21 protein-coding genes are annotated in these 24545 nt (G+C 71.3%); 13 read left to right on the top strand and 8 right to left on the bottom strand.

Annotation, left to right across the window (positions count from 1 at the left end; genetic code table 11):
- Positions 1-120: 120 nt before the first annotated feature.
- From OHS59_RS04005 to OHS59_RS03990, 4 genes are all read left to right on the top strand, one after another.
- Entirely contained in the window at positions 121-1125 is a 1005-nt protein-coding gene (locus tag OHS59_RS04005; RefSeq protein ID WP_328491991.1) for a TIGR03885 family FMN-dependent LLM class oxidoreductase, read from the top strand.
- Entirely contained in the window at positions 1116-2828 is a 1713-nt protein-coding gene (locus tag OHS59_RS04000; RefSeq protein ID WP_328491990.1) for an alpha-amylase family protein, read from the top strand. The genes OHS59_RS04005 and OHS59_RS04000 overlap by 10 nt, the downstream gene beginning before the upstream one ends.
- 259 nt (positions 2829-3087) lie before the next feature.
- Positions 3088-4242 carry a DUF475 domain-containing protein gene (locus tag OHS59_RS03995; protein WP_328491989.1) on the top strand — a complete coding sequence of 385 codons (1155 nt, stop codon included), beginning with the start codon at positions 3088-3090 and terminating at the stop codon, positions 4240-4242.
- Between the two features lie 198 nt (positions 4243-4440).
- Positions 4441-5694, top strand: a complete 1254-nt coding sequence (locus OHS59_RS03990; protein WP_328499043.1) for an MFS transporter — start codon at positions 4441-4443, stop codon at positions 5692-5694.
- Here OHS59_RS03990 and OHS59_RS03985 read toward each other — a convergent pair.
- Positions 5669-6004: a YnfA family protein gene (locus tag OHS59_RS03985; RefSeq protein WP_328491988.1), complete on the bottom strand. Its 336-nt coding sequence runs from the start codon at positions 6002-6004 to the stop codon at positions 5669-5671. The genes OHS59_RS03990 and OHS59_RS03985 overlap by 26 nt on opposite strands.
- A gap of 166 nt (positions 6005-6170) precedes the next feature.
- Between OHS59_RS03985 and OHS59_RS03980 the strand changes: the two genes are divergently transcribed.
- On the top strand, positions 6171-10091 hold the full coding sequence (locus OHS59_RS03980; protein ID WP_328491987.1) for an ABC transporter ATP-binding protein: 3921 nt from the start codon (positions 6171-6173) through the stop codon (positions 10089-10091).
- An 81-nt stretch (positions 10092-10172) separates the two neighbouring features.
- Here OHS59_RS03980 and OHS59_RS03975 read toward each other — a convergent pair whose 3' ends face one another.
- Both OHS59_RS03975 and OHS59_RS03970 read right to left on the bottom strand, forming a co-directional pair.
- Positions 10173-10775 (bottom strand): hypothetical protein, encoded by a 603-nt coding sequence (locus OHS59_RS03975; protein WP_328491986.1) that lies wholly within the window; start codon positions 10773-10775, stop codon positions 10173-10175.
- Positions 10776-10795: 20 nt separating this feature from the next.
- Entirely contained in the window at positions 10796-11422 is a 627-nt protein-coding gene (locus tag OHS59_RS03970) for a hypothetical protein (RefSeq protein WP_328491985.1), read from the bottom strand.
- Between the two features lie 294 nt (positions 11423-11716).
- Between OHS59_RS03970 and OHS59_RS03965 the strand changes: the two genes are divergently transcribed.
- Positions 11717-13180: an NB-ARC domain-containing protein gene (locus tag OHS59_RS03965; protein WP_328491984.1), complete on the top strand. Its 1464-nt coding sequence runs from the start codon at positions 11717-11719 to the stop codon at positions 13178-13180.
- Between the two features lie 86 nt (positions 13181-13266).
- Here OHS59_RS03965 and OHS59_RS03960 read toward each other — a convergent pair whose 3' ends face one another.
- Together OHS59_RS03960 and OHS59_RS03955 are read right to left on the bottom strand one after the other, a co-directional pair.
- Positions 13267-14442: an epoxide hydrolase family protein gene (locus OHS59_RS03960; RefSeq protein ID WP_328491983.1), complete on the bottom strand. Its 1176-nt coding sequence runs from the start codon at positions 14440-14442 to the stop codon at positions 13267-13269.
- Positions 14443-14561: 119 nt separating this feature from the next.
- On the bottom strand, positions 14562-14909 hold the full coding sequence (locus OHS59_RS03955; RefSeq protein ID WP_328491982.1) for an STAS domain-containing protein: 348 nt from the start codon (positions 14907-14909) through the stop codon (positions 14562-14564).
- A gap of 195 nt (positions 14910-15104) precedes the next feature.
- Between OHS59_RS03955 and OHS59_RS03950 the strand changes: the two genes are divergently transcribed.
- Complete coding sequence (locus OHS59_RS03950; RefSeq protein ID WP_328491981.1) at positions 15105-15614, top strand: ATP-binding protein; 510 nt, start codon at positions 15105-15107, stop codon at positions 15612-15614.
- A 51-nt stretch (positions 15615-15665) separates the two neighbouring features.
- On the opposite strand, the gene OHS59_RS03945 is transcribed toward OHS59_RS03950, so the two are convergent.
- Positions 15666-16553, bottom strand: coding sequence for an alpha/beta fold hydrolase (locus tag OHS59_RS03945; protein ID WP_328491980.1), 888 nt, complete (start codon positions 16551-16553; stop codon positions 15666-15668).
- A gap of 272 nt (positions 16554-16825) precedes the next feature.
- Between OHS59_RS03945 and OHS59_RS03940 the strand changes: the two genes are divergently transcribed.
- The 5 genes from OHS59_RS03940 to OHS59_RS03920 all read left to right on the top strand — a co-directional run bounded on the left by OHS59_RS03940 (position 16826) and on the right by OHS59_RS03920 (position 21860).
- The gene (locus OHS59_RS03940) at positions 16826-17416 is read left to right on the top strand and encodes a TetR/AcrR family transcriptional regulator (protein ID WP_328491979.1); all 591 of its coding nucleotides are present in this window, start codon (positions 16826-16828) and stop codon (positions 17414-17416) included.
- 149 nt (positions 17417-17565) lie between these two features.
- Positions 17566-18423, top strand: a complete 858-nt coding sequence (locus tag OHS59_RS03935; RefSeq protein ID WP_328491978.1) for a helix-turn-helix transcriptional regulator — start codon at positions 17566-17568, stop codon at positions 18421-18423.
- A gap of 9 nt (positions 18424-18432) precedes the next feature.
- Positions 18433-19413, top strand: a complete 981-nt coding sequence (locus OHS59_RS03930) for a helix-turn-helix transcriptional regulator (protein WP_328491977.1) — start codon at positions 18433-18435, stop codon at positions 19411-19413.
- A 161-nt stretch (positions 19414-19574) separates the two neighbouring features.
- Positions 19575-20603, top strand: a complete 1029-nt coding sequence (locus tag OHS59_RS03925; RefSeq protein ID WP_328491976.1) for a saccharopine dehydrogenase family protein — start codon at positions 19575-19577, stop codon at positions 20601-20603.
- Between the two features lie 102 nt (positions 20604-20705).
- Positions 20706-21860, top strand: coding sequence for a DNA alkylation repair protein (locus OHS59_RS03920; RefSeq protein ID WP_328491975.1), 1155 nt, complete (start codon positions 20706-20708; stop codon positions 21858-21860).
- Between the two features lie 76 nt (positions 21861-21936).
- On the opposite strand, the gene OHS59_RS03915 is transcribed toward OHS59_RS03920, so the two are convergent.
- Complete coding sequence (locus OHS59_RS03915) at positions 21937-22569, bottom strand: TetR/AcrR family transcriptional regulator (protein ID WP_328491974.1); 633 nt, start codon at positions 22567-22569, stop codon at positions 21937-21939.
- Positions 22570-22680: 111 nt separating this feature from the next.
- Here OHS59_RS03915 and OHS59_RS03910 point away from each other — a divergent pair, with 111 nt between their 5' ends.
- The gene (locus OHS59_RS03910; protein ID WP_328491973.1) at positions 22681-23643 is read left to right on the top strand and encodes a zinc-dependent alcohol dehydrogenase family protein; all 963 of its coding nucleotides are present in this window, start codon (positions 22681-22683) and stop codon (positions 23641-23643) included.
- Between the two features lie 49 nt (positions 23644-23692).
- On the opposite strand, the gene OHS59_RS03905 is transcribed toward OHS59_RS03910, so the two are convergent.
- The gene (locus tag OHS59_RS03905; RefSeq protein ID WP_328491972.1) at positions 23693-24412 is read right to left on the bottom strand and encodes a GntR family transcriptional regulator; all 720 of its coding nucleotides are present in this window, start codon (positions 24410-24412) and stop codon (positions 23693-23695) included.
- Between the last annotated feature and the right edge of the window lie 133 nt (positions 24413-24545).

Here is a 24545-nt window from a genome sequence, read left to right as displayed (position 1 = left end):
AGGATCTGACGCAGAACTCGGGCGCTCGCGAGACGTAACCGCGGTGCGGGGCATGCCAATTCGTCGGATGCGTCCGGTTGTTCTCCGCTGAGGGAGCGTCCGAGGGGTACCCGGCGTGGCATGACTGTCTATGGATTACACGCCTCGCACGAGCAGGTCCCACCCGCGGACCTGCTCGACGCCGTCGTGCACGCGGAACGGGCGGGCTTCACCGCCGCCATGTGCTCGGACCACTTCTCCCCTTGGAGCGTCCGCCAGGGCGAGTCCGGATTCGCCTGGTCGTGGCTCGGAGCCGCCCTCCAGGCCACCGACCAGGTGCCGTTCGGCGTCGTGAACGCGCCGGGCCAGCGCTACCACCCCGCGATCGTCGCCCAGGCCGTCTCCAGTCTCGCCGCCATGTTCCCGGCCAGGTTCTGGGTGGCGCTCGGCAGCGGAGAGGCCTCCAACGAGCACATCACCGGAGCGCGCTGGCCCCGAAAGGACCTCCGCAACGCGCGGCTGCGGGAGTGCGTCGACATCATCCGCGCACTCCTCCAGGGGGAGGAAGTGAGCCACGACGGCCTGGTGACCGTCGACCGGGCCCGGCTGTGGACGCTGCCGCCCGAGGTCCCGCCGCTGATCGGAGCCGCCTGCAGCACGGCCACCGCCGCCTGGTGCGCCGAGTGGGCGGACGGCCTGATCACGGTCAACGCCCCGCGGGAACAACTGCGCGAGATCGTCGGCGCGTACCGCGACGCGGGCGGCCGCGGCCCGCTGCACCTCCAGGTACATCTGAGCTGGGCCCCCAGCGAGGAAGAGGCCGCCGCGCTGGCGCACGACCAGTGGCGCACCAACGTGCACGGGCCCCCGGCCAGTTGGGACCTGGACTCGGCGGAACTCTTCGACACCGTCAGTGAGCACGTCACCCTCGACCGGGTGGCGGACAGCGTCAACATCTCCTCCGACCTGGGCCGGCACACCGCCTGGCTGCAGGAGTACGCAGAGCTGGGCTTCGACGCCGTGATGCTCCACCACGTGGGCCGTGCGCAGGGCCCGTTCATCGACGCGTTCGCGGCCGAGGTGCTGCCCCGGCTCGACGTCACGCGCCCCCTGCCCGCCACGGCGAAGGAGTTCCGATGCGTCTGACCCGTACCTCCGACCTGTGGTGGAAGAACGCCGTCGTGTACTGCCTGGACGTCGAGACCTACCAGGACGGGAACGGCGACGGCATCGGCGACTTCGCGGGACTCACCCAGCGGATCGACCACCTGGTGCGCCTCGGAGTCACCTGCGTGTGGCTCATGCCGTTCTATCCGACCCGCGAACGCGACGACGGATACGACATCACCGACTTCTACGGCGTCGACCCGCGCCTGGGCACCCTCGGCGACTTCACCGAGTTCGTCCGCACCGCCCGGGACCGCGGCATCCGGGTGATCGCCGACCTCGTCGTCAACCACACCTCCGAGGACCACCCGTGGTTCAAGGACGCCCGCTCCGGCCGGGACTCCGCCCACCGCGACTGGTACGTCTGGGCCGACGAGCCGCCCGAGGACGGCCCCGAGGGCGTGGTCTTCCCCGACGCGGAGGACAGCCTGTGGGAGTACGACAAGGGCAGCGGCCAGTACTACCTGCACCGCTTCTACAAGCAGCAGCCCGACCTCAACGTCGCCAACCCCGCGGTCCGCGACGAGATAGCCCGCGTCATGGGCTTCTGGACGCAGCTCGGACTGTCCGGCTTCCGGGTCGACGCCGTGCCCTTCCTGCTGGAGACCGACGGACAGGCCGACGCGCAGGCGCTGCCCGACCCGCACGAGTACCTCGCCGACCTGCGCGCCTTCCTCGGCCGCCGCAACGGCGAGTCGGTGCTGCTCGGCGAGGTCAACCTGCCCTACGACGGCCTCGCCCGGTTCTTCGGCGACCCCGACTCGGACCGCGGCGACGAACTCACCATGTGCTTCGACTTCGTCGGGATGCAGCAGATGTACCTGTCGATGGCGCGCGGGGACGCCGGACCGCTGGCCGCCGCGCTGGGGGAGCGCCCGGCCGCACCGCGGGACGCCCAGTGGGCCACGTTCGTGCGCAACCACGACGAGCTGACCCTCGACAAGCTCAGCGACGCCGAACGGGCCGAGGTCTTCGCGGCCTTCGGCCCCGAGAAGGACATGCAGCTGTACGACCGGGGGCTGCGCCGCAGGCTGCCGCCCATGGTCGACGGCGACCGGCGCCGCGTCGAACTCGCCTACAGCCTCCTGTTCACCCTGCCGGGCACCCCCGTGCTCTTCTACGGCGAGGAGATCGGGATGGGCGAGAACCTGGCGGCCGAGGGACGCCAGGCCGTACGCACACCCATGCAGTGGACTCCGGAGGCGGGAGCGGGCTTCTCCGTCGCCGGGCCGGAAACGTTCCCCAACCCGCTGGTGGACGGCGCGTTCGGCTGCCAGGAAGTCAACGTGTACGAGCAGAGCCGCGACCCGGGCTCACTCCTGAGCCGTATGCGGCTGTTCGCCGAGCGCTACCGGGAGGCCCCCGAGCTGGCCTGGGGCGACCACCGCCTGGTGGAGACAGGGGAGCGGGCGGTCCTCGCGCACGTCGGCCGCACCGCTGACGGAACGGTCCTGGCCGTGCACAACTTCGCCGACGAGCCGGTCACCGTACGGCTGCGGCTGTCCGAGGCCGGGCCCGGCGGGAGGCTGACGGATCTGCTCGACGAGGGGCACGACGGTCTCACCGTGCCCGACGACGGCCTGTTCCGTGTCGCACTTCCCGCCTACGGATACCGGTGGCTGCGCGTCGGCACCCCGGCGGACGATCCGGAAAGGGTCGTCGTCGACCGGCACCGGGCCTGAACCGTGGCCTCGTCCAGGGCGGCGCCGTCCGCGACGGCGCCGCCCTGGACGACCACCATCACACCGGCAGGGCTCCGGATCACAGCGACAGGACTCAGGATCACGGCAACACAGCTCCGGACACGAATCTCCGCAGGAGCGGCAAGACTCCGTGGGTACCATCGACGTGGCCGTCACCTCCCACGCACCACACGGACACCGCCAACCACACGACTGCACCACGGGGGCCCAGGGCCCCCACCACACGATGGGGTAACCAGTGCTTCTGAAAACCTTCGGCTGGTCGTTCGCGGTCACCGCGCTCGCCCTGGTCGCAGCGGTCTTCTACGGGGGGTGGACCGCCTTCGGCCTCGTGGCGATCCTCGCCGTCCTTGAGATTTCCCTGTCGTTCGACAACGCGGTGGTCAACGCCGGAATCCTGAAGAAGATGAATGCCTTCTGGCAGAAGATCTTCCTCACCGTGGGTGTCCTCATCGCCGTGTTCGGCATGCGACTGGTCTTCCCCGTCGTCATCGTGGCGGTCAGCGCCTCCATGGGCCCGATCGAGGCCGTCGACCTCGCCCTCACGGACAAGGACCGCTACCAGCAACTGGTGACCGACGCCCACCCGTCGATCGCCGCCTTCGGTGGCATCTTCCTGCTGATGATCTTCCTCGACTTCATCTTCGAGGACCGGGACATCAAGTGGCTCGGCTGGCTGGAGCGCCCGCTCGCCAAGCTCGGCAAGGTCGACATGCTGTCGGTCTGCATCGCCCTGATCGTGCTGCTGATCTCCTCCCTGACCTTCGCGGCCCATGCCCACCAGCACGGTGGCGTGCACGCCGACAAGGCGGAGACGGTCCTTCTCTCCGGTATCGCGGGACTGGTCACCTACATGATCGTGGGCGGTCTCTCGGGCCACTTCGAGAACCGGATCGAAGAGGACGAGGAACGCGAGCTGGAGGAGCAGGGCGAGGCCGAACGCACCGGCAGGCCCCGGTCGGCGGTCGCCCTGGCCGGCAAGGCCGCGTTCTTCATGTTCCTGTACCTCGAAGTCCTGGACGCGTCCTTCTCCTTCGACGGCGTGATCGGCGCCTTCGCCATCACCAACGACATCGTCGTGATGGCACTGGGCCTGGGCACCGGCGCGATGTACGTCCGTTCGCTCACCGTCTACCTGGTCCGCCAGGGCACCCTCGACGACTACGTCTACCTGGAGCACGGCGCCCACTACGCGATCGGCGCCCTGTCCGTCATCCTCCTCGTCACCATCCAGTACGAGATCAACGAGGTGATCACCGGCCTCATCGGAGTGATCCTGATCGGCTGGTCCTTCCTGTCCTCCGTGCGCCGCAACAAGGCTCTCGCCAAGGAGGGTTCGGGGGACCCGGCCCACCTGGACAAGGACACGACCGGAGCCAGTACAGGGGCCTGATCCCCGCCTCACCCCGAGTCCCGAGTCCCAGGTCCCGAGTCCTGGCCTCACCTGCGTCCTGGTGTCACGAACCTTTGTCCATGGACCGGCCCGCCACCAGCGGGCCAGGGTGAGGCCATGAGCCGATCCGTGGTCAGGGGCACCCAAGCCAGGGCGACTGACGCCAAGGGCCCGGGTTTGCGGCCGGCCGGGCGGAGGATGCCGGCCGGACTCGTCGCGCTGGCGCTCGGCGGGTTCGGCATCGGCCTCACCGAGTTCCTGATCGCCGGCCTGCTGCCGCAGGTGGCATCGAGTTTCGCGGTGTCCGAGGCGGCGGCCGGCCGGCTGATCTCCGGGTACGCGCTGAGTGTCGCCGTCGGTGCGGTGGCGCTGACCGCCGCGACGGCGCGACTGCCCCGCAAGGAGGTCCTGGTCGGCCTGGTGGCGTTGTTCGTCATCGGCAACCTGCTGTCCGCCGTCGCGACCGGCTATCAGGTGATGATGCTGGGACGGATCGTCGCGGCGTTGTGCCACGGCTCGTTCTTCGGCATCGGCTCGCTGGTCGCCCGCGGTCTGGTCGCGCCGGAGAAGAAGTCCCGCGCGGTGGCCGTCATGTTCGGCGGTCTGACCCTCGCGAACGTGCTGGGTGTGCCGTTCGGCGCCCTGGTCGGCGAACGCTGGGGCTGGCGAGCCGCCTTCTGGGCGGTCACCGCGATCGGCGTACTCGCGCTGGCGGGCATCGCCGCCCTCGTCCCCGGCGCCGCGGGACAAGCGCGGCCGGATGCGGTGCGGGGCGGCTCGGAGCCCATTGCGCCCGTTCCGCCCAGCGGCCTGCGGGCCCAGCTCCGCGCGTTCCGGTCCTGGCAGGTCTGGCTGACCCTGACGGCCACGGCGCTCGGCTACGGCGGCATGTTCGGCGCGTTCACCTACATCGCCTACACGTTCACCGAGGTCGGCGGCTTCTCCTCGTCGGACGTCGCCTGGCTGCTGATGGTGTACGGCGTGGGTCTGGTCGTCGGCAACATCGTCGGCGGGCGGGCCGCCGACCGGGACCGCGACCGCACCCTGGTCCTCGCCCTGCTCGGACTCGCCGTCACCCTGGCCGTGTTCGGTCTGCTGGCCGAGAGCGCCGTCGCGTCGGTGGTCCTGGTGTTCCTGATGGGGGTGTTCGGGTTCGCGAGTGTGCCCGGCATGATCACCCGCGTCACCGACCACGCCCACGGGGCGGCACTGGCGGCCGGTGCCAACGTGTCGGCGTCCAACATCGGCAACGCGCTCGGCGCCTGGCTCGGGGGCCTGGCCATCACCGCGGGCCTCGGCCACACCGCCCCGCTCCACGTCGGCTCAGCACTCGTCCTGATCGCCTTCGTGGTCATGGTCGTTGCCGCACGCCGGCCAGAACGCCCGTACCGCGGACCGGCCACGGAACGTGAGGGATGCCGCGCGGTCAGTGTGAGCGCGGGGCGTACATGATCACAGCCATGCCGGTGAGGCAGACCAGGGCCCCGACGATGTCGTAGCGGTCGGGGCGGTAGCCGTCCGCGACCATGCCCCAGGCGATCGATCCCGCGACGAAGATCCCGCCGTAAGCCGCCAGGATGCGCCCGAAGTTGTCGTCGGACTGGAAGGTGGCCACCACTCCGTACAGACCGAGAGCGATGACGCCGGCGCCGATCCAGATCCAGCCCTTGTGCTCGCGAACGCCCTGCCACACCAGCCAGGCGCCGCCGATCTCGAAAAGGGCGGCGACGACGAACAGGGCGACGGAACGAGCGACGGTCATAACGGCCGACCCTACCCGCGGCCCGTGCCGGCGGCCTGCCCCTGCGCCGTCACGGCACCGGCAGGCGACCGGCAGCGTCCGGTCGCGCCCGGGACCGTCACCGGGCGGCCCGGCTCCTCTGTGAGCATCGAGCCTTCGACGGTGGCGCGCTGCTCAGGAGGCCCGCATGCGTACGTGGCAAGAACGGACGGCGGCGGTACGGCTGTTGTGGCGAGCGGGCCCCCGGCACACGGCCGCCCTCGCCCTGACCGTGGTCTGCGGGGCACTCACCGGCCCGCTCATCGTGGTGCAGACCGGACGGCTCGTGGGCGCGCTGCCCGGAGCCGTGACAGCGGGCGCCGGGTCGGCCGAGGCCCGGCGCGCACTGGTCGCCCTCACCGCGTTCGGCGCGCTGACCCTCGTACGCACGGGCTTGCGCGCCCTGGAGAGCGGACTCGCCGCCGTGCTGCGGCTGCGGGCGGCCGGCGAGGTGGAGAACCGGGCCATCGCGGCCGCGACCGGACCGGACGGCATCGGACACCTCGAAGAGCCGGGATACGCCGACACACTGCGCCTGGTCACCGAGCAGGGCACCCGGCCGGACCAACTCGCCGTGCTGCTCCCCGAGATCGTCCGCCCCCGGCTCGAAGGGATCGGCCTGCTCGTTCTGCTGGCGCCGCTGGCCTGGTGGGCGCCGCCGCTGCTCGGGCTCGCCGCGGTACTGACCTACCGCTCATATCTGCGGCTGGCACGTCAGGTGCACGGCAGCATGGAGTCGGCGAGCGCGGTGATCCGAAGGGCCGGCTATCTGCGGTCCCTGGCCCTGGATCCCGAACCCGCCAAGGAGGTACGGGTCTTCGGGCTCGGCGACTGGCTCGCGGACCGGATGACGGCCGTCTGGCAGTCGGGCATGGGGAAGGTCTGGGCCACCAGGAGGACCGCCGCACGGCGGGCCTGCGGCGCGGTGGGGTTCGTGGTGCTCGCGGAGGGCGCGGTCCTGGGGTACGCGGCCGTCGCCGCCGCGCACGGCGACCTCGGGCTCACCCGGCTCGTGATCAGCGTCCAGGCGGCGCTCGCCCTGCCCGCACTCGGCTGGGTCGGCGACGACGACCTCATGGTGCGGGACGCGCTGCTGGGACTGCGGTCGCTCGCCACGCTGGAGCGGCGTAACCACGCCGGCGGCCGGAGCAGCGCCGAGAGCGGTGGCGTGAGCGATGGCACGGCCGACGGCACGAGGACTGACCTCAGGGCTGACATGAGCGACGACGTGAACGGCCGGGCTCCGGTCGTCCGCCGTGGCATCGCCTTCGAGTCCGTGGACTTCACCTACCCCGGCACTGCGGAGCCCGTGCTGCGCGGGCTCGACCTGAGCATCCCGGCCGGAGCCTCCGTAGCACTGGTCGGGGCGAACGGCTCAGGCAAGACGACGCTGATCAAACTCCTCGCGCGGCTGTACGAGCCCGACGCCGGGCGCATCACGGCGGACGGCGCTGACGTCCGAGAGCGTGAGGCGCGGCAGTGGCGCCGAGGGATCTCCGTCGTCTTCCAGGACTTCGTGAAGTATCCGCTGACACTGCGCGACAACGTGGCGATCGGTGACCCCGACCTGGGCGCCGACCAGGGCGAACTGGAGAGGGTCCTGGACCTGGCGGGCGGCGCCGGACTGCTCCGTACGCTCGGCGCGGGCTGGGACACCGTGCTCTCCCGGCAGTTCGCGGGCGGCGCCGACCTGTCCGCCGGTCAGTGGCAGCGCGTCGCACTCGCCCGCGCGCTCCTGGCCGCACGCACGGGAGCCCTGCTCGTACTGGACGAACCCACGGCGCATCTCGACGCGCGGGCGGAGGCCGCCTTCTTCGACCGGTTCCTCACGGTGAGCGGGGGCGCCACCACGATCCTGGTCTCGCACCGCTTCTCGGGCGTACGCAAGGCCGACCTCATCCATGTCATGGACGCCGGGAGGATCGTGGAGAGCGGCACGCACGACGAGCTGATGGCGCTCGGCGGCAGGTACGCCCGGATGTACCGGCTGCAGGCGGAGCGCTTCGCGGACGGCGACCCCTACCCCGACCCCGACCTCGACTTCGACCCCGACCCCGACTTTGACCGGGACCAGGACCGGGACCGGGACCTGGATCTCGATCCGGGCGTCGGCCCCGAACTCGACCCGGGCGTCGGCCCCGAACTCGCCCCGGAGGTCGGCCCCGACCTTGGCCCGGTCGAGGCGCCGGAAGGTCCCGGCGAGGCGGAGCCTCCCGTGGCGTCCGAACACGGCCGGCACGGCGTGCTCGACTCGCTGCGCACCCTCGTCGTCGGATCCTTCCGGGAGTCCTGGAAGCTCGCCGTCCTCGGGCTGCTGCTCGTACCGGCCGCGGCCGGACTCGCGGCCCTGCAGGCGCTGTGGCTGCGTTCCATGGCCGAAGGAGCCCAACAGGGGCTTCTGGAGCCGACGGCGACGGCGGCACTCCTGCTAGTGGTGAGCCTCGGCGTGTGGGAGACGGTCGAACTGGCGGCCGTGGGGGCCAGGATCGGGCTCAGCGAGCGGGTGGGTTTCGCCTTCGACCGACTGCTGGCCCGGCTCGCCGCGGGCATACCCGGGTTACGCCACCAGGAGTCGCCCGCGTTCCAGGACAAGCTCCATCTGCTGCGCGACCGCACCCTCGCCATCGGCGCTCTGCTCAACTGGGTGCTCAACCTGCTCGAACAACTCGGCGGCTTCCTGGTGACCGCCGCGCTCCTCGCCGCCGTCCACCCCGCCCTGCTGGTCCTGCCGCTCATCGGGGCGATCGCGCTGCGCCTGCAGATCCTCGCCCGCGGTGTCCTCGCCCGCGCCCAGGACGCCACCGCGGCCGACTACCGGCTCGCCGTGCGACTGGCCCGCCTCGCCACCTCGCCGGACGCGGGCAAGGAACTGCGCGTCTACGAAGCCGGGCCCGAACTGTGGTCCAAGGTCCGCGAGTCGAGGAGCCGCGCGGACCGCACGACGGGCCGGGCCCAGTGGCGGGTGGCCGCGATCGGCTGCGGGGCAGGGCTGCTGAACTCGCTCGGCCTGATCGGCGCGGTCGCCTTTGTCGTGCATCTCGCGGTGACCGGTCGCACCGGACTCGGCGCGGTACTGCTCGCCGTCGTCCTGGCCGGACGGTTCACCGGGCACGTCGGCGGACTCGTACAGACGACGGGCGCCGTCGTCGAACTCCTGCAGAGTGCCGAGCGGTTGCGCTGGCTGCGGACGTACGCGGAGCAGGCGAGCCCCACACCGGTGCGGACCACCACCGCTTCCCCCGCGCACGCCCCGGACAGGACCTGGCCGGCGCTGCCGTCGGGGCTGCGGCAGGGCATCGCCTTCGAGAAGCTGTCCTTCCGCTATCCGGGCACCGCGCTTCCCGCCCTGCACGACGTCGAACTGCGGCTCCCGGCCGGGGGAGTGGTGGCCCTGGTCGGCGAGAACGGCTCCGGGAAGTCCACCCTGGCCAAGTTGCTGTGCCGGATGTACGAGCCGACGTCCGGCCGGATCACGGTCGACGGTAACCGCCTCGACGCACTCGCCCCGGAACAGTGGCGCGAGCGGCTCGGCGCCGCCTTCGAGGACTTCGTACGCTTCGAGTTCGCGGTCCACGAGACGGTCGGCGTAGGGGACCTGCCGCGCCTGGACGACCCACGGGCGGTCACCGACGCGCTCGCCCGGGCCGGCACCGCCGACCTGGCCGGTACGCTGCCGCGCGGACTCGACACCCAGCTCGGCAGCCGCTGGGAGCACGGGATCGACCTGTCCACGGGCCAGTGGCAGAAACTGGCTCTCGCGCGGGCCCTGATGCGCCCGGCACCCCTGCTGCGCATCCTGGACGAGCCGACCGCTTCCCTGGACGCGGAGACCGAACACGCCCTCTTCGAGCGGTACATGGAGGCCGCCCGCCGCCCCTGGCCGGACGGCGCCGACCCGGGCACGGTCACGCTGCTGGTCTCGCACCGCTTCTCGACCGTACGCGGCGCCGACCTCATCGTCGTACTCGACCACGGGCGGGTCGCCGAGACGGGCAGCCACGAAGAACTGCTGGCACGACACGGCCTCTACGCACAGATGTACGGACTCCAGGCACGCGCCTACCGCTGAAGGCGGGGCGTGCTGAAGGCGGGGCACGCGGAAGGAGCGCCGGCACGGGCCGGCGCTCCTCCCTGTCCTGTGTCCCGACGGCTAGGCGGCGGCGTTCTGCGGCGTCAGCCACGCCGGGTCGCGGGGCTCCACCTTGTTGGCGAAGGCCACGAGCTGGGTGTACGCGGCCAGGTCGGCCATCGCGGACTGGATCCGCGGCAGCGCGGCGTCCGCACCCGGGGCGTCGATCCGCTCCAGCCAGTTCCCGATCAGCGAGGCCACGGCGAGAGTACGGTCGCGCATGTCATGGCAGATGCCGAGCGGGCCGCCGGTCGCGGCCTGCCGGGCGAAGTCCTGCCACAGTTCGGCCGCGTGCGGCACCTCGCCGAGGCTGGTGCCCGAGCGGTAGAGCCGGTCGTAGTCGAGCCGGGTGTACCACTCGGCCGTCTCCTCGGTGAGGCTGCCCCTCGCGAGGATCTCGGCCACCTCGCCCAGCATCCGGGCGGCACCGCCGAGGCGGTCCTGTGCGGCCGCGGCGTACACCGCGGCGCCGGCCACCCCGTCGCCGTGCTCCGCGAGTTCGAGGGCCCGGCACAGCTCACTGGTCGCGGCGGTCACCTCGACACCCGCTGTCTGCGCGAGCTCCTTCTTGCCGCGCAGGTCCTCCTCGCCGAGGCTGAGGGCCTTGTTGCAGACTGCGCTCATGTCCTGTTCCTCCGTCCGTGTCACGCGCCGGCGACGGCGCTGGGGGTCATACCGAGGATGTTGATGACGGCCAGTGCCTGACCGTAGATCCGGATGCGGTCGAACGCGGTGAGGAACTGCCAGGCCAGGCGCTGCCAGTCGGCCGCGGGCGCTTCCGCGGCACCCGTCGCGAAGCCGTCGAGGTCCGCCGAGAACATGGTCAGCTCGGCCACGAAGTAGCTGTACGCGGCCTCGTCCCCGCCCTCTTCGTAGCGCAGCGCGATCGTCTCGATGGCGGACCGGTCCAGCTGGACCAGGTTCGCCTTCCGGGCGGCGTCGAGCGTCTCGCGCACCGGGGCGGTCCCGCCGCCCGCGACCCGCAGCCGCTCGTCGTGGACCGGATAGAAGCCCAGCTCCTGGGCGATGCGGTGCGAGGCGCGGTACTCGACCAGCGCGGCCCGGACGGCGGCGGCGGCACAGCGCACCCGCAGAGCGGCCTGGCGCTGGTCGTTCAGCTCCAGGTCGGAGTGCATCAGGTGCAGCTCACCGCCCGCCCGCATGAAGTGGGCCGAACCGGTGGCGATGGGACCGTCCACCCGCTCGTAGAGGGACCGTTCGGCCGCGTTGCCGTCAGGCAGGTTGGGAGATTTGTTGCAGACCCTACTCATAGAGGTCGTGTCTCCTTCGTTGTCCGATGTCGGTCGTGCGTTGTTCGACGCTCGTCGTCCGAATTCGACGGGAAGCCGTACCAAACCGGCGGGCGGCACTCCACGAATGCCGTAGTGACAGCCGGTGCGGTACCCGGTCGCCGAATCGCGGGATCCGAGCGGTAGATGGATGCTCGCCCGCGTCCCGGGGAGCGGTTCGCGAAATCGGGCAGCACCGGACAGGTTCGGATGGCCTCGGCCAGGCGGCGCCCACGGCGGTCGCCCGGCCCGCGCCGGTGCGGAGGATGCGAACGAATGTCAGGCGGACCGGGGGCGGCGGGACATCCGACGGACGGAGAACCGAGGGAGGCGGCAGCGGGCATCGGCCCGGTCGACGCCGTGGACACCACCGAGGCGCTGGCCGCGCTGCTGCGGCAGTTACGCAGGCGCGCCGCGCGCAGGGACGGCGGCGCACAGCCCACCTACCGGCAGCTGTCGGCACGAACGGGCTGGGCGCACGGGGTGATCGGCGACTATTTCGCCGGCAAGACGCTGCCGCCGACCGACCGTTTCGACACTCTGGTCCAACTGCTCGGTGCCACCGGCCGCGAGCTGCGGCAGCTGGCGACCGCCCGAGACCGGGTGGAGGAGGCCCGCCGCGCCCGCATGACCGTCAACGGCCGCCCGGGCCCGCCCGGCACGGACCACGCCGGTACGGTGTCGCCCGTCCCACGCCAGTTGCCCGCGGACATCTCCGAACTCCCCGGCCGGATCGACGAACTGGCCGCGCTCGACGTGCTCCGACCGGGGCAACGGGGGAGCGGCCCCGTCGTCGTCGCGCTCGACGGCCCCGGAGGCGTCGGCAAGTCGGCGCTGGCGGTGCACGCGGCCCATCGCCTCGGTGAGCGGTTCCCCGACGGCCAGCTCTACGCCGACCTGCGCGGCTCGCACCGTGACGAGCGTCCCGTGCCGCCCGCCGCCGTCCTCAGGCGGTTCCTCTGCGCGCTGGGCGAGCCGAGGCTCTGCCCGGGCAGCGAGGCGGACGCGGCGGCTGCCTACCGCACCCTGCTCACCGAGCGACGGATGCTGATCGTCCTCGACAACGCCATGGACGCGGCCCAGGTACGTCCGCTCCTGCCCGCGGCACACGGCTGCGCGGTGCTCGTCACCAGTCTGGGGGTCCTCGCCACCCTGAACACCGCAGTGCATCTCCACCTCTCACCGCTCTCGCCCCCGGCGTCCATCGAGGTGCTCGGCCTCTGGGCGGGACCGGGGCGGCTGTCCGCCGAACGCGGCGCCGCCGAGCTGATCGCCCACCACTGCGGTCACCTCCCCCTGGCGCTGCGCATCGCGGGCGCCCGCCTGGCGGCACGCCCCCGGTGGCCGGTACGGGAACTCGCCGACCGGCTCGCCGATCCCGCGCGCCGCCTCGCGGAACTGTCCTTCGCGGATCTCGACATGCACGCGGCCCTGGAGACCGGTCACCGTGAGCTGGCGGCCCGCGGTCCCACCGGCCGCACGGCGGCTCTCGCACTCCCTCTCCTGGCCGCGGAGCAGGGCGAGTTCACGGTCGAGGAGGCGGCTGCGACGACCAGCAGAGCGGTGCCGGCGACCGAGCTGATCCTGGAGCAGCTGGTCGACGTGCAACTCCTGGAGTCCCGGGCCCCGGGCCGCTACCGCTTCCACCCGCTCACCCGGCTGTTCGCCCTGCGACCGGCGCGCCGGAACACGGTCGTCGCCCGCAAGGTCCCCCGGGCCGACGGCCGGTGGGCCGACTGACGGCACCCACGACGTCCACGATGCCCACGTCCACGGTGTCCACGTCTACGGCGTCCGCGACATCTGCGGCGTCTGCGGCAGTGTCCTCAGCCTGTCGCCGCCGCCCGGTAGGGACGGAAGAAGGCGCGCAGTTCCTCCGCGTAGAGCTCGGGCTCCTCGAACGGCGCGAAGTGCCCACCGCGCGCGGGCTCGGTCACGTACACGGCATTGGTCGTGCGCTCCAGCCACGCCTTCGGCGGGCGGACGATGTCGCCCTGGAAGAGCGAGAAACCGGACGGGACGTCGACCCGGCGGGTGAGCTGCTCGGACGGGATCGCGCTGTTCGCGTTGTACATGCGCATGGACGAACCGATCGTCCCGGTGAGCCAGTAGAGCGTGATGTTCGTCAGGATCTCGTCCTTCGTGAAGCTCCGCTCGATGTCGCCGCCGCAGTCGCTCCACGCCCGCAGCTTCTCGACGATCCACGCGGCCAGCCCGGCGGGCGAGTCGTTGAGCCCGGCGGCGGCGGTCTGGGGCCGCGTGCGGTGGACCGCGCCGTACGCGCCCTCGCTCGCGCCCCACGCCGCGGCGTTCTCGAACCAGGCGCGCTCCTGCGGTGTCAGCTCGGCCGGGTCGCCGGTGAAGACGGGCAGACCTCCGTCCATCCGGTGGACGGCCACGACCCGCTCGGGGTGGTCGAGCGCGAGATAGCGGCTCACGTGGCTGCCTACGTCACCGCCCGCCGCGCCGAAGCGCGCGTAGCCGAGGACGTCCATGAGTTCGGCCCACAGACCGGCGACGTCGATGGAGTCGAGCGGCGGGCCGGCGGGACGGTCCGAGTACCCGTAGCCCGGCATGTCGGGCACGACCACGTCGAACGCGTCGGCGGGATCGGCGCCGTGCGCACCGGGATCGGTCAGCAGCGGGACGACCTTCGAATAGCGCCAGAACGAGTCCGGCCAGCCGTGGCTCAGGACCAGCGGCAGCACGGGGCCGGTCGGCGCGACGGCCCGGGCGTGCACGAAGTGGATGCCCAGCCCGCCGACCCGGACGCGGAAGCGGGGGAGCCGGGCGAGCGCGGCCTCCTGCGCTCGCCAGTCGAACTTGTCCGCCCAGTGGGCGACGAGTTCACGGAGGTAGCCGACATCGGTTCCGAGGGACCACCCGGCGTCCTCGGGGGCGTCCGGCCAGCGTGTGGCGCGCAGCCGTGTGCGGAGATCCTCGAGTGCCGCGGGCTCGGCCTGCGGGGTGAACGGCTCCGGCTGAGGCGATACGTCCGACATGGCACGCATGCTACGCGGCGCTGCCCGCCCACCTGCCGACCAGTCGGCCTTGCCGACCAGTCGGCCTTGCCGACCAGTCGGGAAAGGCATGGTCGGCGGCGGACCGCGCGCGGGGGTGCTCAGGCGTTCAGAGCCTGTTCGACGGTGGGGTGGCAGCTGATGAGGGTGTCCATGCCGACGATCTGCAGGATCCGCAGCACGGATTCCTGGGCGCCGGCGATCCGCAGCCAGCCCTCGGTGTCACTCACGGCCTGGTAGGCACTGATGAAGACGCTGATCCCGCTGGAGTCCATGAAGGTCACTCCGCTGAGGTCGACCACCGTCCGCGGGTACGTCGCGCTGTCGGACGACAGCAGGGCCTCGCTGAGCGTGTCCTTGACGGTGTGGTCGATCTCGCCCCGCACGGTCACGACACGGATGCCGTCGATCGCGGAGTGCTCGACGGAGAGCTGGTCTGGCTGATCCACGCTCTGAATGGGGGTCACCGTCTCCTCGACTGCGGTTGTGTGCCCGGACTTGCCCCGGGCCATGAGGTGCGCGCCCATTCTGCCCGAACGCGTCACCTCCTGCACCCACACAACTGTGCCGGAGAGCACATTTGTACGATGCATGAAAGACCGGACGACGGGTAGCGGAGCGCCTGTGAACGGAGAATGAGGGCGATGCCGGTGGGACCCCACGACGACGGTGACGGCTGTACAGGGTCGGACAGACAGCTGATGCAGACCGGCTACGCCATAGGCGGCGATGACGGATGCATCGCCGATGCCCGCCACCACGCCACCGCCTTCCTCGAAAGGGTTCGCGCCGAGCGCCAGGCGTCCATGACCGCCCGTGTGATGGATCTGACCCAGCTGGTGGTCAGTGAACTGGTCACCAACGCCTGCAAATACGCCCCCGGCCCCGTCCTGATGGAGCTGCGCGTCACCCTTGAGACCGTGGACGTCATCGTGTGGGACAGCGACCCGACGGTCCCCGAGGCCCATGCCGCCGACGCGGGCAGGGTCGGCCAGCACGGCCTGGAGATCGTGAAGGCCGTGGCCCAGGACCTGAGGATCCAGCGAGAGCCGGTCGGCAAGCGCATAACGGCCCGCATCGCCCTGTCCGACACCCCCGCGAACGGCGCCACCGGCAGCACCGGAGCCGCCGGCATCAACGACATCACCGGCTGAAGCCCGCCGCCGTCTTCGGAAGCGTCGGCGTCGCTCAGCGGTCGGCGTCGTTCAGCGGGTGGCCGTCGCGGCGTGACGGATCAGACCGGCCACGGTGTCCGGGCGGGTGAGCATCACGGCGTGGGGCGCGTCGACCTCGGTGGTGTGCGCGTGGGCACGTTCGGCCATGAAGCGCTGGGTGGCCGGGGGCAGGGCATGGTCCTGGCGGGTCACCAGGTACCAGGAGGGGATGTCCTTCCAGGCGGCACTCGTCGCGGTCTCCTCCAGAGTCGCGGCGCTGATGGGCCGTTGGACGGCGGCCAGGCTGTTGGCCCGGCTCGCGGACAGCGAACCCGCGAACACGTCACGGTACTTGTCGGGCTTGATGTAGAGGTCCACGCCGTTCGCGCCGTCGCCCAGGTCGAAGGGGACGGGGTTCAGCGCGTCAGGAGTGGCGTGGGAGCCCGGATTCCTGGCGGCCAGCGCGCCGAGCGACTCGCCCTCGGCGGGGGCGAAGGCCGCCACATAGACGAGTGCCTTCACCTGGGGCTCGTCCGCGGCCGCCTTGCTGATGACCGCGCCGCCGTAGGAGTGGCCGACCAGGACGACAGGGCCCTGGACGCTCTCGATCCGGCTCCGCACGTACGCCGCGTCCGAGGCGAGCCCACGCAGGGGGTTTGCGACCGCCTGTACGGGATATCCCTGGGCCTGCAGCCGGTCGACCACCGGGCTCCAGCTGGAGGAGTCGGCCCAGGCCCCGTGCACGAGCAGCACGGTCGGCTTCGGCGTGGAGTGCGTGGAGTGCGAGGCGGCGGTGGCGGCCGAGGTGGTCTTCCTCGTCTCGCCCGAGGCGCCGAAGGCGACGGCCGGTACGGCAGCGGCGGCCAGGGCGGTGGCGCCGACGACCGCGAGTACCGCGCGGCGTGATCGGTCTGCGGTGGGGCTGTGACGTCGGGACATGTCGTGCCTCGTCTCATGAAGGGCAGGGGAGACCGGAGATCCGGCCTCCAGGGAGACAGAATGTTCTGTCTCCCTGGAAGGTAGCGCGCGCTCTCGTGGGGGTCAACGTAAGGGATGAGTCACCGGCGGCCGGTGTGGCTGGTGCGTTCCGGGCATTAACTGCCTGGTGATGGTGGGGTGATGAAGGCCGATCGGGAGGGGGTCGGAAGGCGGTCATCCGCGGCGCCCGACTGGCCTGCGGAGAGAACGGTCGTTCCTGTAGGGTGGGGGACGTGATCTCGCCCCAAGCTTCTGGAACACCGTCTCCGGCCCGCGCCCGGCTCCTGGAGACGGCCTCCGCCATCTTCTACGCCGACGGCATCCGCCATGTCGGCGTGGACCGCATCGTCGCCGAGGCCCAGGTCACCAGGGCCACCTTCTACCGGCACTTCCCCAGCAAGGAAGACCTCGTGCTCGCCCATGTGGAGCAGCGCGACCAGCAGATCAGGGCACTGGTGACGGAGGCGTTCCGGGCCAGCACCGACCCCGAGGCGCTTCTCGTCATGATTATGGCCGGTATCGGGGAGGAGATCTGCGGCCCCGATTTCCGCGGCTGCCCGTTCATCAACGCGGCTGCCGAGTACCCCGACCCCGAGCACCCCGTCCGGCTGGCGGTCCAGGCACACCGGACCTGGTTCCGGCAGACGGTCCTGAACCTCGTGACCGCCGCGGGCTGCTCCGACAGCGAACACACCACCGCCGCTCTGGTGCTCCTGCGGGACGGCGCGATGGCCGGGGGAGACCTGGACGATCCCGCCTCGGTGCGTGAGCATCTGATGCGCACCGCCCGCTCGGTCATCGCCGACGGGCGGAAAGCCCGGTAGGACTAGACCCAGGACCTGATTCAGGACCTGATTCAAGACCAGGACCAGGAGCAGGGCCAGGAGCAGGACCAGGAGCAGGACCAGGGAGCGGGGCGCCGGCGCTCCTCGCCGTCACCGCCCGCCGTACGCCCCAGTCGACAGGTTGGAAAATGCAGCAGCCCCGGACCGAACTCGGCGCTTTCCTGCGAGCGAACCGTGCCCGTACCGAACCGACCGACGTGGGCCTGCCGGCCGGTGGCGGCAGCCGCAGAGTGAAAGGGCTGCGCCGGGAAGAGGTGGCCGTACTCGCCGGTGTGAGCGCCGACTACTACGCCCGGCTGGAACAGGGGCGTGAGCGCAACCCCTCACCGCAGGTCGTCGACGCGGTGGGCCGGGCGATGCGGCTGACACCCGACGCACGGACCCACCTCTTCCGGCTGGCCGGCCTGCATCCCGCGCTCACCGGGGCCCCCAGCAGCGACCTGGTCCACCCCTCCCTGCTGCATCTGCTGGACGCCTTCCCCGCGGCCGCCGCCTACGTGCTCGGCCCTGCCTTCGACGTCCTCGCGAAGAACGCCGTCGCCGGCGCCCTGCTCGCGCCCTTCGAGGGCACCCCGAACATGGTCCGGGTGCTGTTCCAGCACCCCCGTGCGAAGGAGGTCTTCGTCGAGTGGCCCGTGGTGGCGCGCGCCACGGTGCACGCGCTGCGTCTGCACGCGGCCCGGTTCGCGAACGACCCCGGCATCACCGACCTCGTGTCCGAGATGCTGGAGGAGTCGCCGGAGTTCCAGCGCCTGTGGCAGGAGAACGAGGTCGAGAACATGACCCGGGCGTTCAAGGTCTTCGTCCTGCCCGGGATCGGCCGCATCGAGCTGACGTACCAGACCTTCGACGTCCACGACGCTCCCGGGCAGCAGCTCCTGGTCGGAGTTCCCCGGCCCGGCAGCCCGAGCGCCGAAGCGATCGCCTCCCTCACGGTCCCGGCGGAGACCCCGAGCGAGACGCCGACCGGGGCCACACCTCGCTAGGGTCGTTCCATGATCGCTACCTCTGCCCGGCTGTTGCGGCTGGTGTCGCTCCTGTCGAGCAGGCCCACCTGGTCGAACGCGGACCTGGCACGGCAACTGGACGTCACCGAGCGCACCGTGCGCCGGGACATCGACCGGCTGCGCGAGCTGGGATACGGGGTCGAGTCCGTCCCGGGACCAGGCGGCGGCTACCGCTTCGGCGCGGGCAACCGTATGCCCCCGCTGAACCTGGACGACGACGAGGTCTTCGCCGTGGCCGTGGCGCTCAGGGAAGCCGCGCACGGTGCGGCACTCGGCGCCGACCCGGCAGCGCTGTCGGCCCTGCTGAAACTGCGGCAGATCCTGCCCACCAGGATGGCGAAGCGCCTGGCCGGCCTGGACGCCACCGTCGAGCACACCCCGCGCTGCGAGCCACCCCAGGCGTCAGCCGATGTGCTGTTGTTGCTGGCTTCTGTCTGCCGGGCGTCCGAGCGCACCACACTCACGTACCGCGACATGCGTGGCATCACCACCGTCCGGAGCGTCGATCCGCACCGCCTCGTCCACACCGGCGTGCACTGGTACTTCGTGGCCCGCGACGTCGACCGGGAGGCCTGGCGGACGTTCCGTGTCGACCGCGTGGTCGAGGCGCGGTCCACCGGAGAGGTGGTCGAACTGTCCGACGCGCCGGACGCCGCGCAGCTGGTCGCCGACACCATCACCCGTACCGGCTACCCCTTCTTCGCGCGCGTCCGGCTCCCGCTGTCCTACGACGACGCCCGCCGGCTGGTGGCACCCATCGTCGCCACCCATGAGGCCGAAGGACCGGACGCGACGATCATCACCATCGGCGGATCCGACCCCGACCAGCTCGCCGGCTACCTCCTGAGCCTGCGCACACCGCTGGAGATCCTGTCACCGGAGTCCGTCCGCGAGGCACTGATCGGCCGCCTCGACGCCATGTACCGCAGCAACGAGGCTCCTCGACCGCCTACCGAGGCGCAGGAGTGAGGTCCGGGCGGGGGCCGGTACCGGCCGGTGAGAGACCAGGACCGTACCTGTCCTGATCTGCTCCTAGCCTGGATGCGAGGCCCGGACCACCGAGCGCGTAGCCGTTCGGGCCGGGCCTGCCGGCCCTTTCCCCGCCCTCGTTCTGCGTACAGGAGCACACCATGGCAGCCACCCCCCGCCTGCTGGTCTACGGAGCCACCGGATACACCGGAAAGCTCGTCGCGGAGCACGCCAGGCAGTCGGGCCTCGACATCGTCGTGGCGGGCCGGAACCAGGAACGCGTCGCAGCGCTCGGCGAGGAACTCGGCGTGGAGAGCCGGGCCTTCACGGTCGGGGACCCGGAGATCCTGCGCACCGCGCTCCGGGACATCACCGTGGTCCTGAACGTGGCCGGCCCCTTCCGCGACACCGCCCGCCCGCTGATGGACGCCTGCGTCGACAACGGCGTGCACTACCTCGACACCACCGCCGAGTACGACGTGTTCGCCACGGCACGCTCCCGGCACACCGAGGCCGCGGCGGCCGGTGTGATGGTCATGTCCGGCGTCGGCTGGGACGTCGTGCCCAGCGACTGCGTCGCCGCCCACACCGCGGCGCGCGTCGCCGACCCCGTCGGTCTGCGTCTCGCGCTCAAGCTCCTCAGCGCCACCCCCGAGGAGGCCGAGGGCCTGAACCTGTTCTCCCGCGGATCCATCGTCAGCGCCACCGAAGGCATCGGCGACCTGGGTGTACTGGTGCGTACCGACGGGGACATCGTCACCCTGCCCGAGCCCAGGGTCGCCTCGTTCGACTTCGGCGACGACGGCCCGCAGGAGTGCGTCTCCGCGTCCATGGGCGACCTGATCACCAGTCACTACGCCACGGGCATCCCCTCGATCGAGGTGTACGTACAGATCGGTCAGCCGCTCCCCATCGACCTGGACCTCTCGGCGCTGCCCGACGGACCGACCGCCCGGGAGCGGCAGATCGGGCGCAGCAGGATCGTCGCCGAGGTCACCGGCCGGGACGGCAGCGTGGCCCGCTCCATGATCGACACACCGACGGGGTACCGGTTCACGCAACTGTCGTCCGTGGAGATCGCCCGCCGGGTGCTGGCAGGATCCTTCACACCGGGATTCCAGTCGCCGTCCTCCGCCTACGGCTCCGAACTGGCGCTCGCCGTCGCCGATACGCAGATCAAGGACCTGTAGACGCCGTCGGGACTCCGTCCGCCGCCCCTGCACCACCCCATGACCCGTGACTTATGGCCCGTGACTTCCGACCCATTGACCCATGACTCATGGCCATGACTCATGACCCGACCACGACCCTCGCGTGACGGAGAGACCACCATGCCGTTCGCCGACGAACTCATCGGCCACCACACCGTGCAGAGCCTCACCCGGGCGATCGGGGCCGCCGCCCCGGACGCCGACCTCACGGCACTGCGCGCGGCGCCCGGGCAGCTCGACCCGCTGTCCCTGCGGGAGCGCGCCGACCTGCTGCGCGACGCACTGCTGACGGACCTGCCGGGCGACTACGCCGCGCTGGCCAGGACCGTACGCATCGCCCGCGACGACGCACCGCACTTCACCGGCTGGCTGATCTGGCCCGTCACCAGCGCTCTCGCCACCCGCGCCGTCCAGGAAGGCGGGGCCGCCCCCTTCGACGACGCGATGGACCTCCTCGCGAGCCTCACCGGGCGCCTGTCCTCGGAGTTCGCCATCAGGACACTCCTGCGGCACGACCTCGACCGGGCCCTCACCGTCATCGTCGGCGGCTGGACCGGATCGCCCGACGCCGACGTGCGCAGGCTCGCCTCCGAAGGCACCCGCCCCTACCTCCCCTGGGCGGTACGGGTGCCGGACATCATGGCCCGTCCCGCGGTGACCGTGCCCATCCTCGACGCCCTCTACCGGGACGAGAGCGAGTACGTACGCCGCTCGGTCGCCAACCACCTCAACGACCTCAGCCGCGACCACCCCGAGGTCGTCGTCGACACCGCCCGCCGCTGGCTGGACAGTCCCGACGCCACCACCGGGCGCCTGGTACGCCACGGGCTGCGCACCCTGGTCAAGCGGGGCCACCCCGGCGCCCTGGAACTGCTCGGCTTCGCCCCCGCTGTCCTGGACGTCGACGGACCTCAACTGGACTCGGACACCGTCCCGTTCGGCGGTACCGTCCGCTTCACCGCTTCGATCCGCAACGCCGGTGACACTCCGGCGCGGCTCACGATCGACTACGTCGTGCACCATCGCAAGGCCAACGGAGGCCAGACCGGCAAGACCTTCAAACTCACCACCCGCACCCTCGCACCGGACGAGCGGATCCACCTCGCACGGGAGCATTCGTTCCGGCCGATCACGACGCGCCGCTACCATCCCGGGCAGCACGCGATCTCCCTGCAGATCAACGGAGTCGAGTCACCCCGCGCCGACTTCGAACTGACGGCGCCGGACACACCTTGAGCGGACAGCCAAGAGCGCCGGCAGCGGTGGCCGGTGGTCACCCATCGCGGCGGCGGTTGCGTTCGGGAGCAGGCGGTCAGGCTCTGTCAGGTGCCGTGGCGGCCAGCCGTGCCGCCGGCGGCAGCGGTGCGTGCCGGGGACGGGCCTCGAACGCCTGGATCACGAACCCCGCGAAGCGCCGGGAGGCCGCGACCTGCACGGCGGTCGAAGCGGTGTGGATCCCCTTGTTGGCCATGAGCATGAGGATGAGGTCGTCCAGGACGAAGTCGGAACGCAGCCGCCCGGCATCCTGGGCCCGCCTGGCCAGTCCGGCGACTGCCTTCACCGTGTACTCACGGCCCGCGGCCACATCCGCCGCGCCCGGGAACGTGGACATGAAGGCTTCGGTGAAGCCCCGGTCGTGTGCGTGCAGCTCACAGACCTTCTCGATCACCCGGCAGAAGCCCCGCCACGGATCGGGATCGGCGCACCCCTCGTCGACGATGTCACGGCACGCGCGCACCTGGTCCGCGAAGACGGCGGTGACCAGCGTCTGCTTGGTCGGGAAGCGGCGGTACAGAGTGGCGGGCCCCACCGCGGCGCGCCGGGCGATCTCCCGCATCGGCACGTCCAGGCCGTCGGCCGCGAACAAGGTCCGGGCCGCGTCGAGGATGCGGTCGCGGTTGTCCAGGGCGTCGGAACGCAGCGTGTGAGGCAAACGATCGGTCACGGCTCTCACTTTACCTAAGCGGACGGGGGTGTCCGTTACGGTCCGGAAGGGAGAGGCGGTCGCCGGGACCATCGGGGCGCGGCACGCCGATCCGAGAACGTGGAGACGACGATGAAGGCAATTGTGATCCGGACGTTCGGGGGCCCTGAAGGTCTGGCCGTGGTCGACCTGCCGGCCCCCGCACCCGCTGCCGGGCAGGTGGTGATCACCGCGGAGGCGGTGGGCGTCGGCGGTGTCGACACCGTGATCCGAAGCGGCGCTCTGGCCGCCTACGGCTTCAAGGAGGGGCATGTCCCCGGGAGCGAGGTGGCCGGCACCGTCACCTCGGTGGGCGACGGCGTCGACACATCATGGCTCGGCCGACGGGTGTGGGGATTCACCGGCACGGGCGGCGGTTATGTCGAACAGGCCGTCGTCCCGGTCCAGGAGATCCTTCCCCTTCCGGGTGACCTGTCCGCCGTCGACGCGGTGACGCTCGGCAGCTCCGGAGTCGTGGCCCACCACGCACTCGCGCACGCCCGTTTCGCCCCCGGCGAGACGGTTCTGGTGCGCGGCGCGGCCGGCAGCATCGGCATCATGACGGTCCAGCTGGCGGCCCGGGGCGGTGCCACCGCGGTGGCGGTCACCACGTCCTCGGCCGAACGCGGCGCGCGCCTGCGCCGGTTGGGCGCGAACCATGTACTGGACCGCTCCGGAAACGGCGGACAGGACGCTCCCGCGGGCTACGACGTCATCATCGACATCGTCGCCGGTGACGACATGCCGTCGTTCCTCGACAGGCTCGCCCCGAACGGCCGCATGGTCGTCGTCGGCGTCGTGGCCGGTCAGCCACCGGCGGACTTCGGTACGAAGATGATGGCCGCGTTCCAGAAGTCGCTGTCCTTCGCCACCTTCAGCGCGGACACGGTCTCCCGGGCCGACCGGCATGCCGTACGGGGCGAACAGTTCGCTGCCGCGAGCCGTGGTGAGTTCGAGACGGTCGTGCACGAACTGCTGCCGCTGGACCGGGCCGTGCTGGCACACCAGAAGATGGACGCCGGTGAGGTCTTCGGCAGGATCGTGCTGATCCCGTAGCCCCGGCGGGTGTCCGCGGGCCGGGGTCAGGGAGAACCCGGCCGCCTCGTCAGCTCGGGAAGCGCGTCGCGATCCGGGAGATGTTCGAGGTGTGGCTGTGCGCCCTCATCAGCTCCTCGGCCCGCTCCCCGTTGCCGGCGGCGATGGCCTCGTAGATGACCCGGTGCTGCCGGTACCGCTCGTCGACCACCTTCGAGTGTTCGCCGCGCACCTCCGACAGGATGCTGTCCCGCCGCTCCTCCGAGCCGAACGCGTCGACGGTGCGCAACATCTGAACCAGTGTCGCGTTGCCGCTGGCCTGGTCCACGATCGTGTGGAAGTGACGCATGAGTCCCTGGATCCGGAGCACCAGGTCCCGCTCCGCGTCGGTCCCCGGGGACACCTCGCGCAGCTCGCCGCGCAGGGCGTCCGCCTCATCCAGGCAGTCGGACATCTCGCGACGCTGGGCCGCCGTCGACTTCTCCGCGGCCAGCCGGGCGGCGAGCGCCCGGAGCGCGTCCTCCATCATCGTGAACTCGCGCAGTTCCTCCTTGCCGAACTGCGCGATACGGACCGACCTCGGCCCCGTCCGCTCCACCAGCCGGTCCTGCTCCAGGCGCCGCAGCGCCTCGCGGACGGGGGTCGCGCTGATGCTCAGGGACTCCGCCAGGCCCCGCTCCGTGACCTTCTCCCCGCGCTTCAGAGATCCGGTGACGATGGCTTCGCGGATGGCGGCGTACGCCTGATCGCCGAGAGTGACCGGTGACGAGAGCTGGGGGAGCAGAGCCATGAAGAACATGGTATTTGCTACAGCATGAATGTCAACCTGCGGTCGGGGCCGGGCCCGCCGCCGCCTCGGGCCGATCCGACCGTCAAGAAACCCTCAGGTTCGGTGTGGGGCGGCCGTCAAGTCCGCCGAGCAG

Source organism: Streptomyces sp. NBC_00414 (assembly GCF_036038375.1).
Classification (GTDB): Bacteria; Actinomycetota; Actinomycetes; order Streptomycetales; family Streptomycetaceae; genus Streptomyces.
Note: the sequence above shows the minus strand (reverse complement) of the source record. Positions and strands in the feature narration are given on the sequence as shown.

Coding starts and splice junctions, on each gene's coding strand:
- OHS59_RS03950 (WP_328491981.1), top strand. CDS start 15,105: ATGCCGGTGGGACCCCACGACGACGGTGACGGCTGTACAGGGTCGGAC.
- OHS59_RS03970 (WP_328491985.1), bottom strand. CDS start 11,422: ATGAGTAGGGTCTGCAACAAATCTCCCAACCTGCCTGACGGCAACGCG.
- OHS59_RS03960 (WP_328491983.1), bottom strand. CDS start 14,442: ATGTCGGACGTATCGCCTCAGCCGGAGCCGTTCACCCCGCAGGCCGAG.
- OHS59_RS03985 (WP_328491988.1), bottom strand. CDS start 6,004: ATGACCGTCGCTCGTTCCGTCGCCCTGTTCGTCGTCGCCGCCCTTTTC.
- OHS59_RS03910 (WP_328491973.1), top strand. CDS start 22,681: ATGAAGGCAATTGTGATCCGGACGTTCGGGGGCCCTGAAGGTCTGGCC.
- OHS59_RS04005 (WP_328491991.1), top strand. CDS start 121: ATGACTGTCTATGGATTACACGCCTCGCACGAGCAGGTCCCACCCGCG.
- OHS59_RS03965 (WP_328491984.1), top strand. CDS start 11,717: ATGTCAGGCGGACCGGGGGCGGCGGGACATCCGACGGACGGAGAACCG.
- OHS59_RS03905 (WP_328491972.1), bottom strand. CDS start 24,412: ATGGCTCTGCTCCCCCAGCTCTCGTCACCGGTCACTCTCGGCGATCAG.
- OHS59_RS03925 (WP_328491976.1), top strand. CDS start 19,575: ATGGCAGCCACCCCCCGCCTGCTGGTCTACGGAGCCACCGGATACACC.
- OHS59_RS03920 (WP_328491975.1), top strand. CDS start 20,706: ATGACCCGACCACGACCCTCGCGTGACGGAGAGACCACCATGCCGTTC.
- OHS59_RS04000 (WP_328491990.1), top strand. CDS start 1,116: ATGCGTCTGACCCGTACCTCCGACCTGTGGTGGAAGAACGCCGTCGTG.
- OHS59_RS03930 (WP_328491977.1), top strand. CDS start 18,433: ATGATCGCTACCTCTGCCCGGCTGTTGCGGCTGGTGTCGCTCCTGTCG.
- OHS59_RS03935 (WP_328491978.1), top strand. CDS start 17,566: ATGCAGCAGCCCCGGACCGAACTCGGCGCTTTCCTGCGAGCGAACCGT.
- OHS59_RS03980 (WP_328491987.1), top strand. CDS start 6,171: ATGCGTACGTGGCAAGAACGGACGGCGGCGGTACGGCTGTTGTGGCGA.
- OHS59_RS03975 (WP_328491986.1), bottom strand. CDS start 10,775: ATGAGCGCAGTCTGCAACAAGGCCCTCAGCCTCGGCGAGGAGGACCTG.
- OHS59_RS03990 (WP_328499043.1), top strand. CDS start 4,441: ATGCCGGCCGGACTCGTCGCGCTGGCGCTCGGCGGGTTCGGCATCGGC.
- OHS59_RS03945 (WP_328491980.1), bottom strand. CDS start 16,553: ATGTCCCGACGTCACAGCCCCACCGCAGACCGATCACGCCGCGCGGTA.